Below are 14169 nucleotides of genomic sequence, written 5' to 3'. Positions count from 1 at the left end.
AGCGTTGATGATCAAGGGTGGAACAATAACTGTTGGTACAACAGCACCAACACCGACACCGACATCAATAGCAAGTGTAAGCACTACAAGCAGTACGTCATATGCCGTAAAATCAGGCGATACGCTAACTGGCATCAGTGCAAAATACGGTGTATCCGTAGCGAGTTTGAAAATAGCTAATAACTTAACATCAGATACAATCTATGTAGGTCAAAAGTTAATTATAAAGACAACTAATACTGTTCCTAATGCAACCATAACAACAATTGCGACTAATTCAAATGTGCATGTTGTTGTAAGTGGAGATTCTTTATGGGATATTGCCCAAAAATATAGTATGTCTGTTTCAGAGTTAAAAGCAGCAAATTATTTAAAATCAGATGTTATATTTGTTGGTCAATCTTTGATTATCAAATAATGATAACGGAGACTCACCAAAATTGTGGGTCTCTGTTTTTGTTCTTCGATTAAAATATTTTCCTATTGAAAAATCATTTTTAAGGGCAGATAAAAAGAGGAGTGGAAACTATGATCGTCACTACTACAGAATCTATTGAAAATTTTGGGATATCATCTTATGAAGGAATTGTATTTGGGGAAGTCATTTCTGGGATCAATTTAGTTAAAGATAACGACGCTGGGCTGCTAAATAAAATTGACGAGCGTTATCAAAAATATGAGAATATATTGTCAGAGTCTCGTGGCGTAGTATTAGAAGAAATGAAACTCAAGGCTGTAGAATTAGGTGCAGATGCTATTGTCGGAGTTAAAATGGATTATGAAACACTAGGATCAGATAATGGGATGATTATTGTAACTTGTAGTGGAACAGCTGTAAAGGTGAAAACTTTTATGTGATTTTAAGCATAAAAGAATAGTCAGGAATAAGCGGTTTGCTTTTCTTGTTGCTCAAGAGGTAATTATTTGTTAAAATAAAACCAATAGAAAAAAACAGTGAAAAGGAATAGTAGAAATGATTTTTTTTTAAGAGAGTGCATGGATGGTGAAAATGCATAAAAAAACTTTCGAACTCGCCTATAGAGTTGCTTTGTTGAAATAAAAGTAGACAAAGACGTGTTGCCTGCGTTAAGGGTATAAGAAGTCTGCAACTATTTATTTTTTTAAGAAATAAATAATTGTAGAAAATATAGGTGGTACCGCGAATAATAAATTGTTTAATCGCCCTATGGATACAGATTACTATCTGTATCCATAGGGCGATTTTTATTTTGAATAAGATATGAAAGAGGGATAAATATGAGCTTTAACCATAAAATGATTGAAAAAAAATGGCAAAATTATTGGGCTTCCAATAAAACATTCCGTACAACAGAAAATGCTGAAAAGAAAAATTTCTATGCGTTAGATATGTTTCCTTATCCATCAGGACAAGGTTTGCATGTAGGCCATCCAGAAGGGTATACAGCAACAGATATCGTTTCTCGTTTGAAAAGAGCTCAAGGATTCAATGTATTGCACCCAATGGGGTGGGATGCATTTGGATTGCCAGCTGAGCAATACGCACTGGATACTGGAAATGACCCAGCTGAATTCACTGCCCATAATATTGAAACATTTCGCCGTCAAATCAACTCATTAGGATTTAGCTATGATTGGGAACGTGAAATAAATACTACTGATCCTGACTATTATAAATGGACACAGTGGATCTTCATCAAACTGTATGAAAAAGGGTTAGCTTATGAAGCTGAAGTGGCTGTGAACTGGTGTCCTGAATTAGGAACAGTATTGGCTAATGAAGAAGTGATCGATGGGAAAAGTGAACGTGGAGGACATCCAGTCTACCGCAAACCAATGAAACAATGGATGTTGAGAATCACAGCTTACGCTGATCGTTTGTTAGATGATCTAGATTTAGTCGATTGGCCTGATAGTATTAAAGACATGCAACGCAACTGGATCGGAAAATCGATTGGTGCAAATGTAGTTTTTGCTGTTAAAGGGACAGATCATAAATTTACCGTCTTTACGACTCGTCCAGATACATTATTTGGCGCATCTTATAGCGTATTGGCTCCAGAATTAGATTTAGTTAAAAAAATTACTACTCCAGAACAAGAAGCAGAAGTTCAAGTGTATATCGAAAAAATCAGCTTGAAGAGCGATTTGGATCGGACAGATCTGAATAAAAATAAAACAGGTGTATTCACTGGCGCTTATGCAGTCAATCCAGTAAATGGCAAAGAAATACCAATTTGGATTGCCGATTACGTATTAGCTTCATATGGAACAGGAGCTATAATGGCTGTTCCAGCGCATGATGAACGAGATTACGAATTTGCTGAAACTTTCGATTTAGAGATTCTTCCAGTTCTTGAAGGCGGCGATGTAGCTAAGGCAGCATTTACTGATGATGGTCTGCACATCAACTCCGGATTTTTGAATGGTCTTGGAAAAGAAGAAGCCATTAATAAAATGAATGAGTGGCTGGAAGAAAATGAAGCAGGTAAAAAAGAAACGACTTATCGTTTACGTGATTGGCTATTCGCTCGTCAACGTTATTGGGGTGAACCGATTCCAGTTATCCATTGGGAAGATGGTACTTCAACAACTTTAGCGGAGTCTGAGTTGCCGTTGATATTGCCAAAAACAGATGAAATCAAACCTAGTGGAACAGGTGAATCTCCATTAGCAAATATCACTGAATGGGTAAATGTAGTAGATCCTGAAACTGGAATGAAGGGACATCGTGATACAAATACAATGCCGCAATGGGCAGGAAGTTCTTGGTATTTCTTACGATTTATCGACCCTAATAATACAGAGATGTTAGCTGATCCTGAGAAACTGAAACAATGGTTGCCAGTCGATATTTATATTGGCGGAGCTGAACATGCTGTACTTCATCTGTTGTATGCTCGTTTCTGGCATAAATTCCTGTATGATATTGGTGTTGTCCCAACGAAAGAACCATTCCAAAAATTGTACAATCAAGGAATGATTCTAGGCGAAAATAATGAGAAAATGTCTAAATCAAAAGGAAATGTCGTCAATCCTGACGATGTTGTCGAAAAATTTGGAGCAGATACATTGCGTGTATACGAAATGTTCATGGGTCCATTAGATGCTTCGATTGCGTGGAATGAAAATGGATTAGAAGGAAGCCGTAAATTTCTGGATCGGGTATGGCGCTTGATCATGGATGAAGACGGTAAAGTCCGTGACCGTATCACAACGATCAATGATGGATCTCTCGATGTGGTTTATCATCAAACAGTTAAAAAAGTTACAGAAGATTTTGAACAATTGCGTTTCAATACGGCAATTTCTCAAATGATGGTCTTCGTAAATGAGGCATACAAAGCAAAAACGTTATCTGTAAATTATATAAAAGCTTTTGTCCAATTGCTTGCACCAATTGCTCCACACATGGGAGAAGAATTGTGGTCTAATCTTACAAAGAGTGATGAAGGCATTTCGTATGTTGCTTGGCCAGTGTATGATGAAAAATTCTTAGTTGAAGATGAGATTGAAGTCGTTTTCCAAGTGAATGGAAAATTAAGAGCAAAAGCTCAAACCTCAAAAGAAATCTCTAAAGCAGATCTAGAACTATTAGCTATGAGTAACGAAAAAATCAAAGAATCTATTGAAGGGAAAACAATTCGTAAAGTTATTGTTGTTCCTGGAAAATTGGTAAATATAGTAGCAAATTAAATAAGATTTTAACTTACGTTGCTAAGAGAAACAGTCGTATAAGTAGAAAAGAGATAAGACGTCTGTCTTGTCTCTTTTCTACTTATATATCCTAAGCAGATTTTAAATTTTCTTTAAAATTACATTTTAGACGTTCATTAAGCATTGCAACCCTCTGGTTTAAGAAGTAAAATAGAATCTTGTATACAAAAGTATGAGAGTAGGTATTTGAGTCATGTCAAAAGAGACGATCAGTGATAATAAATTAAAACAACCATTAGAAGAAATGAGTTCCAAAGATAAAATGATCAACGGATCAGCTTGGATGACGGGTGGAAGTATTTTATCCAGATTATTAGGAGCTCTTTACATTATTCCTTGGATGGCTTGGATGGGAAATCAAGATATAGCAGAATCTGCGAATGCTCTTTACACGATTGGGTATACACCTTATGCATTATTTTTAAATATTGCAACAGCCGGTGTTCCATCAGCAATTGCCAAGCAAGTTTCTTACTATAATAGCTTGAATGAGTACGAAATAAGTCGCAACATTTATAAAAAAGGTTTGCAAATCATGGCAGTTACAGGTATTGTGTCAGCGTTGATCATGTATGTTGCAGCACCATTTATAGCAGCAAGCAGTCCAAATGTATCGGTTGATAATGCAACTCAAGTTATCCGTTCGCTGAGTTGGGCATTGCTGATCATTCCTTGCATGAGTGTGACTCGCGGGTACATTCAGGGACACCATATTATGAAGTACTCAGCTATTTCACAATTTATTGAACAACTAGCTCGGGTTATCTTTATGCTTGCGGCTGTTTACTTGATTCGTCAAGTATGGAATGGGTCAGTTGTAAATGCTGTTGCAGCTTCAACGTTCGCAGCTGTTATTGGAGCTGTGTTTAGTATTGGGTATTTATTCTACATTATCTGGCGCAAAAAACCAGAATTGGATGAACGTGCAGCCCAAAGTTTGAATAAAATAACTATCTCTACAAATGAAATTTTCAAATCTATTATCCGTACAGCTATTCCATTCATTATTATTGGTTCAGGTATTACGCTTTTTCAAATGATCGATCAATTTACGTTCCAACAAATTATGACGCAAGTTTCTAATTTATCGCCAAAACAAATCGTAAATCATTACGGAGTAGCTTCAGGTAACGTCAATAAACTGATCATGATCGTTATTTCTTTTGGAGGGTCAATGGCAATTACAGCTGTGCCACTTATTTCTGAGTTGATAGCAAAAAATGATTTGAAAAAAATTGCTCATCAAATCAGTGATAGTTTACAATTGTTTTCTTTTATCATGTTGCCTGCTTCAATTGGAATGATGATCGTAGCTGAACCTTTATATACGGTTTTTTATGGCCAGAGTGATCTTGGAACAACGGCACTACAAGTTGCTTCCTTTATGAGTTTATTTTTAGGATTATTTGTCCTTATGGGATCAACTATGCAAGCGGCGAATCAAACAAGATCTGCACTCTTGGCGCTAGTAATTGGGTTAGTTGTAAAACTAGCAACTCAATACCCAATGTTGGCGTGGGCAGGTACTAATGGAATGTTCATTTCTAATATATTTGGTTTTGGTGTCACAGTTTTATTAATGTTGTGGAAAATGTACAAGGTTACGCGTTTTGATGTTGGCTTGATTTTAAGACGTGTTTTATTGATGCTGATCCTCACTTTAGCGATGGCTATTGTGACGTTTGCAGTTAAAGAATTGCTTTACTTAATGATGGATTCAGAGAATAGCAGGACCAGCGCACTTTTGGTGATGGCTATTTCAGCAGGATCAGGTGGCATTGTTTATATGTATGGCTCTTTAAAAACCCGGTTAGCAGACCGTTTATTAGGAGCACGGGTTACAGGTTTAAGAACCAAACTGCACATTAAATAAAAAAACTAGTTGAGACCCAAAAGGCTTCAACTAGTTTTTTACTTAAATGGTTAAAGAATGGAGCAAAGTAAATGCGATTAGATAAATTATTGGCCAATATGGGCTTTGGAACAAGAAAAACAGTAAAAGGTGTATTAAAAGCAAAAGTGGTAACTGTAAATGGACTTATTGAAAAAGAGGGTAAAATGCAAGTGGATCCGGAGAAAGATACGATCATCGTTGCGGGTGAAGAGATTGAATACCATGAATTTGTTTATTTTATGTTGCACAAACCGCAAGGAGTCGTTAGCGCAACAACAGACAATGTTCATAAAACAGTAATTGATCTTTTAGAGCCGCAAGACCAATTGCGTGACCCGTTTCCAGTGGGAAGGTTAGATAAGGATACAGAGGGCTTATTGATTTTAACCAATGATGGAACGTTAGCGCATAACTTGCTTTCACCAAAGAAGCATGTGGATAAATGTTATGAAGCGATCATTGAGGGTATAGTAGAGGAAAAAGATATTCAAGAATTTGCGATCGGCATAACGTTGGATGATGGTTTTAATTGCCAATCAGCTCATTTAGAAATCGTATCAATAGATTTTGAGAAAGAACAGTCCATTATTCGAGTCACGATACATGAAGGGAAATTTCATCAAGTAAAGCGTATGTTTGAAGCAGTAGATAAGTCTGTTAGTTATTTGAAACGATTGTCTATGGGAAATGTGCAACTAGATGAAACATTAGAATTAGGGGATTACAGACAACTAACAAAAGCAGAATTGGATTCACTAACTGATTGATGAAGAAAAAACCAGGGAATCGAGACGGTGATCTCAATTCCTTGGTTTTTAAATTTTTTAATAAAAATCGGTTCTATCAGGCGACTCTGTAGGAGGAAAATCGTCTTCGATCTCTAAGTCCCCATCTGTATTGATATCTGTGATTAAATCTTCATCGTCGTAATCTAGATGCTGGGTCCTAATAGAAAGTTTTTGGTTTCTACCTATGGATGAACTAAGAGGATCATCTTCAGCAGCGAGATCAGAAGCAGTCGGATTAATCCCTGCAGCATCGTCGAAATGGGGAAGTTCGTCTACAAGAATAAGAGTACTCCCTTTTTCAATTGCTTTTTTGTAATCAACTAAAATTTCTTCATCAGGGATTACTGAATGCAGCTCCTCTTTTTTTGATACAGAGGATAAAATGACTATCGCTACGTTAGTTTGGCTTTGTATGGTTTTTTTTGTATTAGGATTAGTTACTAAGGTAATAGACTCTTTTGAGTAGCCTTCAGTCAACAACTGATCGATTTTTTGTAAAGATGTTGCTTCAGATCGATAACTTCCAATAATACGTTTTACCATATATACCACTCCTCAATTAGTTTAACGGTTTTATTATAATTGAGTATACTTGGAAAAAAAAGAGATTACAATTAATACGGTACAGATGGCTTACCCTATAAAAAAAAGGAAAGAGGGCTAGTGAATAGACCAGTCTTTCCCTTTAATAGTAGATCAAAAAATAAACATAGTAGAAAATTCCTTCATCTCAGTAGGAATCCTTTCGATAATTTGAGATGGGAGAACAACATATTGCTTTTTAGCTAAATCGTCTCCAATCTTACTGTGTAGGAAGACAGCAGTGATGATAGCAGAACGATTATTCTTAAATTGAGCACTAAATCCAGCAATCATACCAGCTAACGTATCTCCCATACCGCCAGTTGCCATTGCGGGATTCCCATGAGTATTCTTCCAAACTTCATCTAAAAAATAAATTTCTGTTCGGGATTGTTTCAAAACGACCGCTGCCTTTAATTCTTTTCTAGCTTGAATGTTTAAGGTCTCATTTTGTTCAGCCGGCTTTAAGTGAGAGAGCTTTCGCCACTCACCTAAGTGAGGTGTATAAGTTGTTATAGCAACTGGTGTTTTCAAGTTGTTTTTAGCCATTAAAGTGATCGCACTGCCATCAATGATCAAGCGTTGTTCTTTTGTGACGGTCTTTAAAACGGATTTTAGAATGGCTAATGATTCAGAAGAAAGACCTAATCCAGGACCAATGACAATGACGGTCGCTGTTGAAAGTTTTTTAAGCAAGCAATCTTCGTTATACATATCAAAAACCATCGCTTCTGGAAGCCGAGCATGCAAAGCTGTATGATTTACTTTAGCTGTTGCAACGGTAACCAACCCAGCACCACTGTAAACCGCTGCACTAGCGGTAAGAATGATGGCCCCACCCATATCTTCATTTCCACCTATAACAAGCACACGACCATAATCAGCTTTATAACTATCTTTCTTTCTTTTTGGAATCATGCCATGAATGGCTTCTGGATTTATTTCTTTCACTTAAGACCCTCCCAATAACGACTAAAATTTTTGTAGTGATTCCCATTGATTATAGAACTAATGGTTAGTTTTTGCACGAATCTTTTTCTAGGGTGTAGACAGCAAAAAAATAGGACTAGGCGTTGGTCTTGGAAAGAAAAAGTGATATGATAGATATGTTGATAAAATATTAAGGAGTGTTGAATAGATGGCAATTGATTGGAAGAAAGAAGCTGCTGCTCGAAAAGAAGATTTTTTAGCAGACTTAATAGAATTACTTAAAATAAACAGTGTACGCGATAATAGCAAAGCTACAGCTGATGCTCCAGTAGGACCTGGACCAAAAGCAGCTTTAGAAAGTTTTTTAGCTTTAGGTGAACGAGATGGATTTGTGACTAAAAATGTAGGAAACTTAGCTGGACATATTGAATACGGTGACGGTGATGAAACAATGGGCGTTTTTGCTCATGTTGATGTTGTACCTGTTGGAACAGGCTGGGAAACTGATCCATTTAGCCCAGTGATCAAAGATGGTCGTATATATGCTCGAGGCTCTAGTGATGATAAAGGTCCTGGTGTAGCTGCTTATTACGCCTTGAAAATGATCAAAGATTTAAATTTACCTGTTTCTAAAAAAATTCGCTTTATTATTGGAACAGATGAAGAAAGCGGCTGGATGTGTATGGACCATTATTTAGCGAATGAACCAACTCCAGACTTTGGTTTTTCACCAGATGCAGAATTCCCAATTATTAATGGTGAAAAAGGAAATCTTACTATTTATATAAATACAAAAGGGAATAATAAAGGCGGAAAAAATGAATTGTTGAGTTTTGATGCTGGTATGCGTGAAAACATGGTTCCGCAAGATGCTACGGCTGTATTTACAAGTGAAGAAGCTGACCAAATCGAAAAAGACTTTTACGATTTTATTGAAGTTTCTCCAATCACTGGCACAATAAAAGTAGAAGGTACTAAAGTCACGATTGAAGTAGGAGGAAAAGCTGCTCACGGTATGGCACCACATTTAGGCGTAAATGCTGGTACTTATTTAGCCGCATTTTTAAATCGTCATTCGTTTGGCGGAGATGTTAAAAATTACTTGCAATTAACAGCTGAATATTTACATGAAGACACTAAAGCTGAAAAATTGGGATTGAATCACATCGATGATGTTATGGGAGACTTAACAATGAATTTAGGAATATTCACATTCACTCCTGAAAAGGGCGGATTGATTGCAGTGAATATCCGTTTTCCTAAAGGTGTATCCCCTGAAGGAATTGAAATTAAAATGGAACATAAACTAGCTGGTTTTGGTGTAACGTTAAGCCGTGGGAGAGAACAAATGCCGCATTATGTATCTGCTGAAGATCCATTAGTCAAAACATTATTAGATGTTTACCAAAGACAAACTGGATTAGAAGCTCACGAAAAAACGATTGGCGGCGGTACTTACGGACGCTTATTGGAACGTGGAGTAGCTTTTGGAGCTATGTTCCCTAATAGTATCGACACCATGCACCAAGACAATGAATTTATGGCAATTGATGATTTGATGAATGCAATGAGTATTTACGCAGAAGCTATCTACGAATTGATTAAATAGTCATTACGATAAATCGACTTTGATCCTTCTTAATCGATAATGTTTGACCATGATAGAATTAAAAAGGGATCGAAAATAAAAGTTATCCGGAGAATATATGGAAAAAGCATGAATAATCTGCTTTTTTTCAAAAATACTCTAGGTAACTTTTTATTTTTAAATCAGTCAGTAAATACAAGTGCCAAAATTATGAGTTGAAATAGCTAGATGGTTTACTAATATACTGTGATTTTTCGGTTTGTTTTTTAACACAAGTGTAGAAGCTGTATAAGAATGAAATTTAATCCAACTACATAAAATCCACACATTTAAGGTATATAGTAATAAAGTAAGAAGCCAAATGATCAGAAGTTATTTACTATGATCTTTGATAAGCCTAATTGATTGAATACATCAATGAACAAATGAACAGTAATGGTAATTAGTAATCAGGTAATGTTTGTATGAGTCATCATAGAGCCTGTTAGTATTTGTTTTTTCAATAGTGTGCTAGACTGAAAAGAGCTTAGATCTAATGAAGAAATCTGATAAGAAAAAGGAGGAACAGTCATGTTTGAATGTTTTAATTTTTTTAGTAGAGGCGGAATGGGATCTATGATATATATAGGCTTTTTTTGGATTCTATTATTAGTTGTAGTAGTTCTTCTAGGCGCAAAATTATTCTTCAATCAACAAAATAAAGGTAACGATAGAGAAACACCCTTGGAAGTTCTTCAAAAAGAATATGCAAAAGGAAATATTTCTGAAGAAGAATACTTGGAACGAAAGAAACATCTACAATAAAGGTAAATATTGATGTAGGACTATTTAGTACCTACACAAAAAGCGTTACACTTTTTAGATAAAGTGTAACGCTTTTTGTATGGGCACTATTTTGTGATAGGAAGACTAATGGTAAATATAGAACCTTTTCCTTGATCACTTTTAACCGTTATGGTTCCCTTATGGGCCTTTATAATGGTTTTTACGATCGATAGACCAATTCCTTGACCGCCTAGAAGACTATTTCTTGAAAAGTCAGACATATAAAATCTCTCAAAAATATGATTGATTTCTTTTGGGGAAATGCCTTCTCCAGTATCGGCTACACTTAATAAAGCTTGGTTTTTTTCTTGACTGATTTTTAGTGTTATTTTCCCCTCAGAAGGTGTGAATTTAATTGCATTTGATAAAAGATTGGTAATGACCTGACTTATTTTATCCTTATCAGCATTAATGAATAGAGAACCACCATCTAATGAATAACGAATGTTTTTCTTAGCAAAAAGAGCTTCAAAATTAGAAAAAATAGTTTCTGCAAGAACATATAAATCGAAAGATGATTTGTTTAACATATCCTGGTGACTTTCAATCTCATTGATTTTATCAATACTTCCTATAAGGCGAGTGATACGATTCACTTCATCATAACTGCTTTGAAGTCGTTCATCGGTTACTTCCCATATACCATCTATCATAGCTTCCAGATTTCCTTTTAAAGTTGTTAAAGGGGTTCTGATCTCATGAGCGATATCAGAAGATAATTGATTTCTGATAGTTTGCTGATTTTCAAGTTGAATAGAGAGATCATTTACGGATACAATTAGTTCATCTATTTCCTTGATATCTGTTTTTTCAGGAGACGAACTTGTGTAGTTTCCTTTAGCAATTTCTCTTGTAAAGTCTTTTACTCTCACTATTGGCCGACTTATTTTTTTTGTAACCAAAGCAGCAAAAAAGAAAGAAAGAACTAATGCTGCAATTGCTGCTATGATAAGATTATTTTTCATATCTGCAATAAATAAAGCGTCATGTTCTGAATAAGCTGTGGGTCCCATGTAACTGATAAGAACTTCTCCAATTTTTTGTTCATCATTAAATAAAGGAACGGTTTTTTCAATAGGGGTATTTTCCATTGCTTCCATCATGTTCCCCATATTTGGAGCATTTCCCTGCATGTTTTGTTTATTTCCCATCATAGCTGAGGCTGTAGGACTCCAGAGTAAATTTTTTTCATTGTCATATACTTTCAAGATAATCGAATTATGCAATGACTCTAAACCTATGAGATCAAAATCAGCAGTAGCAGGCCACTCCCCATTTTCGTTGTAAAGTCTTTCTAAACCAGTAGTATATTCTGTTAGTTCAGACTCTTGTCTCTCAGCAACATATTTTGCAAAGTGATTATCCATTAGACTTAGTGTCATCAAACTAAATGCGCCAATTATAATGAAAGAAATAGAAACAAAAGAAAATATAAACTGCCATTTAATTGTACGATTCATCTTTTCTCCCACCAAATCGATAACCCATGCCGTAAACTGTCAATATAAAATAAGGCTGTCGTGTATTATCTTCAATTTTCTGGCGCAAGTTTTTGATATGAGAATCAATAATACGATCGAGAACATCAAATTCAAGTCCTTTCACACTTTCTAATAATTGTTCTCTAGAAAATACTTGCTTTGGATGAGACGTTAGTAGTGCTAATATTTCAAATTCAGTAGGTGTTAATATAATTTCCTGTTGGTTTTTAAAAACCTGTTTGTTTTCAGGATAAATTACCAACATTCCTTTATCAAATGACCACTTAGTTTCGGTTACAACTGGAGAAGCTGAGCGACGTAGAACAGTTTCTACACGTGCCACTAACTCTTTGGGGCTGAAAGGTTTAACTATATAATCATCAGCGCCCATTTGTAAGCCGGTTAAAATATCTTTTTCTGTTGACTTAGCAGTCAGCAAAATAATAGGAACATCAGATGTTTTTCGTATATCTTGGCAAATGACCGCTCCAGATATATCAGGCAGCATAAGATCCAACACGATTAAATTCGGTTGTACCAACTCAAATTTTTCCATCGCTTCTGTTCCATTGGAAGCTCGGAATACTTGGAACTTTTTTACATTGAGGTAAGCTTCTACAATATCCAATATCTTGGGTTCATCATCTACAATTAATATTTTCAAATTTTCCTGCCTCCATTGTTCACTCTGTAATTCTTTATGACTATTATTCTACAATTATTTGTCCCATCATTCCATTGTCTTCATGCTCAAGAATATGACAATGGTACATAAAAATGCCTTCTTTTGAAAACTCAACTTCGATACGAACAGTTTCCCCTGGATATAATGCAATCGTATCTTTCCATCCTTGTTCATTTAGAGGTGGAATTTCCCCATTCCGGTCTAATACTTTGAACTGAACACCATGCAAATGAAAGGGATGTATCATTCCACTCATCATAGCATTTAAATTAGTTATTTCCCATATTTCTGTGATTCCTTTTTTTGCCCGCAGATCTATCCGATTCATATCAAACTGTTTCCCATCGATAGCGACCATAGTCCCCATCCCACTGAAGGTCATTTCTTTATCTGGAACAGAAACATTATCAAAATTAGTTGATATGTCATTTAAAGTTTTAGGTAATGGTGTACCGTCAGGATCTATTTCTTCCACAATCTTTATGGAAAGGACTTCAGCATTTTCGTCCATTAATTGTAGCATATTTCCATTTTTATAATCACTCAGATCTATTGCAATTTCGGCTCTTTCACCAGGAACTAACTGAAGAGTATCCATCTGTATGGGTTCATTTAGAAACCCTCCATCAGAGGCTATTTGAGAAAAAATTTCTTCATTCGATAATTTTAACTGATAATTGCGCACATTTGAACCATTGACAAGACGTAACCTTATTTGTTCGTTTTTCACCTCTATATAAGGGCTTATGGTTCCGTTCACTAATAAGGTGTCTCCTTGAGTACCATTTATATTTCGGATATCTTCATAATTAAATTGATTGTTTTCGTCAAAGAAGCGATCTTGAATTATGATTGGAAAATCATTTACGCCATAATCTTTTGGAAGATCCAATGCATCAGAATTTTCATCTTCGATATAAATTAATCCAGCTAATCCATTATAGACCTGTTCACCAGTAAGACCTTCAGGATGGGGATGAAACCACAAAGTAGCAGCTTCTTGCATCACTGTAAAATCAACAGTTGCTGTTCCATTAGGCTGAATGGGACTGTGTGGACCACCGTCAACGTTGGAGGGTATTTTTAAACCATGCCAATGAAAAGAAGTATTCTCATTCAATTTATTGATGGTAGTAAGATGGACATTTTGACCTTTACGGATACGTAAAATAGGACCGAGATAGGAACCATTATACCCATATGTTTCTGTTAAAGGCCCATCTTTGAATGCTGTTGTTCCTGATTGGGTCGTTAGTGTATAAAAAATATCTGTTGAAGTTTCTTGGTCACTTTCCAAAAGAGGCGGCAGCTTGAGTTTATTCTGGATCTGAGAATCATTGATAATATCAGCTGTATTATTTGATCTCATCTGATTATTTCCCATCATGGGATTTGTATCAGTGTTGAACATTCCAGTTCTGTTCTCGTTATTGGTCAAAAGACGATTTATTTGGTTGAAGTTTAGCATTAAAGTAATAGATACAACAATTAATAAAAGCAAAGAAAATAGGAATAGTGCAATAAGCTTATTCTTTTTCACTATAATTCCCCCTTAATTAGCTATATGTAATAGTATAATGTGAATTTATGGAGAAACGATGGAGAAGAAATTAAAATTATAACTATTATAATGAATAAAATAGGATCTGCTCCATCTAGTAGTATACGCTGTGAGAACCTTTTCATTGGTAATGAAAGTA

At 35.6% G+C, this 14169-nt stretch carries 12 protein-coding genes and 1 other annotated feature; of the genes, 7 read left to right on the top strand and 5 right to left on the bottom strand.

Annotated elements, in window-relative coordinates; all coding sequences use genetic code 11:
* The 5 genes from J7E16_RS10245 to J7E16_RS10225 form a co-directional block, all read left to right on the top strand.
* Nucleotides 1-418, top strand: a 418-nt coding sequence (locus J7E16_RS10245; protein WP_214891444.1) for a LysM peptidoglycan-binding domain-containing protein, incomplete at its 5' end; no start/stop codon positions are given.
* A 110-nt stretch (nucleotides 419-528) separates the two neighbouring features.
* Nucleotides 529-858, top strand: coding sequence for a heavy metal-binding domain-containing protein (locus J7E16_RS10240; protein WP_214891442.1), 330 nt, complete (start codon nucleotides 529-531; stop codon nucleotides 856-858).
* 87 nt (nucleotides 859-945) lie between these two features.
* Nucleotides 946-1190, top strand: a binding site (T-box leader).
* A 67-nt stretch (nucleotides 1191-1257) separates the two neighbouring features.
* Nucleotides 1258-3675 carry a leucine--tRNA ligase gene (gene leuS / locus J7E16_RS10235; protein ID WP_214891440.1) on the top strand — a complete coding sequence of 806 codons (2418 nt, stop codon included), beginning with the start codon at nucleotides 1258-1260 and terminating at the stop codon, nucleotides 3673-3675.
* Nucleotides 3676-3889: 214 nt separating this feature from the next.
* Nucleotides 3890-5569 carry a putative polysaccharide biosynthesis protein gene (locus tag J7E16_RS10230; RefSeq protein ID WP_214891438.1) on the top strand — a complete coding sequence of 560 codons (1680 nt, stop codon included), beginning with the start codon at nucleotides 3890-3892 and terminating at the stop codon, nucleotides 5567-5569.
* A 71-nt stretch (nucleotides 5570-5640) separates the two neighbouring features.
* Nucleotides 5641-6357 (top strand): pseudouridine synthase, encoded by a 717-nt coding sequence (locus tag J7E16_RS10225; protein WP_214891436.1) that lies wholly within the window; start codon nucleotides 5641-5643, stop codon nucleotides 6355-6357.
* A gap of 57 nt (nucleotides 6358-6414) precedes the next feature.
* On the opposite strand, the gene J7E16_RS10220 is transcribed toward J7E16_RS10225, so the two are convergent.
* Together J7E16_RS10220 and J7E16_RS10215 are read right to left on the bottom strand one after the other, a co-directional pair.
* Nucleotides 6415-6921 (bottom strand): general stress protein, encoded by a 507-nt coding sequence (locus tag J7E16_RS10220; protein ID WP_214891433.1) that lies wholly within the window; start codon nucleotides 6919-6921, stop codon nucleotides 6415-6417.
* Nucleotides 6922-7074: 153 nt separating this feature from the next.
* Nucleotides 7075-7911 carry an NAD(P)H-hydrate dehydratase gene (locus J7E16_RS10215; protein ID WP_373470944.1) on the bottom strand — a complete coding sequence of 279 codons (837 nt, stop codon included), beginning with the start codon at nucleotides 7909-7911 and terminating at the stop codon, nucleotides 7075-7077.
* A gap of 187 nt (nucleotides 7912-8098) precedes the next feature.
* On the opposite strand from J7E16_RS10215, the gene pepV reads away from it, so the two are divergent.
* Both pepV and J7E16_RS10205 read left to right on the top strand, forming a co-directional pair.
* Nucleotides 8099-9499 carry a dipeptidase PepV gene (gene pepV, locus J7E16_RS10210; RefSeq protein WP_214891431.1) on the top strand — a complete coding sequence of 467 codons (1401 nt, stop codon included), beginning with the start codon at nucleotides 8099-8101 and terminating at the stop codon, nucleotides 9497-9499.
* Nucleotides 9500-10048: 549 nt separating this feature from the next.
* On the top strand, nucleotides 10049-10282 hold the full coding sequence (locus J7E16_RS10205) for an SHOCT domain-containing protein (RefSeq protein ID WP_214891430.1): 234 nt from the start codon (nucleotides 10049-10051) through the stop codon (nucleotides 10280-10282).
* Between the two features lie 86 nt (nucleotides 10283-10368).
* Here the strand turns inward: J7E16_RS10205 and J7E16_RS10200 are convergent, their stop codons facing one another.
* The 3 genes from J7E16_RS10200 to J7E16_RS10190 are packed head-to-tail and all read right to left on the bottom strand — an operon-like array spanning nucleotide 10369 to nucleotide 14009.
* On the bottom strand, nucleotides 10369-11763 hold the full coding sequence (locus tag J7E16_RS10200; protein WP_214891428.1) for a sensor histidine kinase: 1395 nt from the start codon (nucleotides 11761-11763) through the stop codon (nucleotides 10369-10371).
* Complete coding sequence (locus J7E16_RS10195; protein WP_214891426.1) at nucleotides 11747-12448, bottom strand: response regulator transcription factor; 702 nt, start codon at nucleotides 12446-12448, stop codon at nucleotides 11747-11749. The genes J7E16_RS10200 and J7E16_RS10195 overlap by 17 nt, the downstream gene beginning before the upstream one ends.
* A gap of 43 nt (nucleotides 12449-12491) precedes the next feature.
* Nucleotides 12492-14009: a multicopper oxidase family protein gene (locus J7E16_RS10190; RefSeq protein ID WP_353049887.1), complete on the bottom strand. Its 1518-nt coding sequence runs from the start codon at nucleotides 14007-14009 to the stop codon at nucleotides 12492-12494.
* Nucleotides 14010-14169 lie beyond the last annotated feature (160 nt).

The organism is Carnobacterium sp. ISL-102 (genome assembly GCF_018612935.1).
In the GTDB taxonomy this organism is placed as follows: Bacteria; Bacillota; Bacilli; order Lactobacillales; family Carnobacteriaceae; genus Carnobacterium_B; species Carnobacterium_B alterfunditum.
Note: the sequence above shows the minus strand (reverse complement) of the source record. Positions and strands in the feature narration are given on the sequence as shown.

Bases quoted from the DNA above. Each gene is read 5' to 3' on its own strand.
- pepV (WP_214891431.1), top strand. From the start codon at position 8,099: ATGGCAATTGATTGGAAGAAAGAAGCTGCTGCTCGAAAAGAAGATTTT.
- J7E16_RS10230 (WP_214891438.1), top strand. From the start codon at position 3,890: ATGTCAAAAGAGACGATCAGTGATAATAAATTAAAACAACCATTAGAA.
- J7E16_RS10225 (WP_214891436.1), top strand. From the start codon at position 5,641: ATGCGATTAGATAAATTATTGGCCAATATGGGCTTTGGAACAAGAAAA.
- J7E16_RS10220 (WP_214891433.1), bottom strand. From the start codon at position 6,921: ATGGTAAAACGTATTATTGGAAGTTATCGATCTGAAGCAACATCTTTA.
- J7E16_RS10200 (WP_214891428.1), bottom strand. From the start codon at position 11,763: ATGAATCGTACAATTAAATGGCAGTTTATATTTTCTTTTGTTTCTATT.
- leuS (WP_214891440.1), top strand. From the start codon at position 1,258: ATGAGCTTTAACCATAAAATGATTGAAAAAAAATGGCAAAATTATTGG.
- J7E16_RS10205 (WP_214891430.1), top strand. From the start codon at position 10,049: ATGTTTGAATGTTTTAATTTTTTTAGTAGAGGCGGAATGGGATCTATG.
- J7E16_RS10240 (WP_214891442.1), top strand. From the start codon at position 529: ATGATCGTCACTACTACAGAATCTATTGAAAATTTTGGGATATCATCT.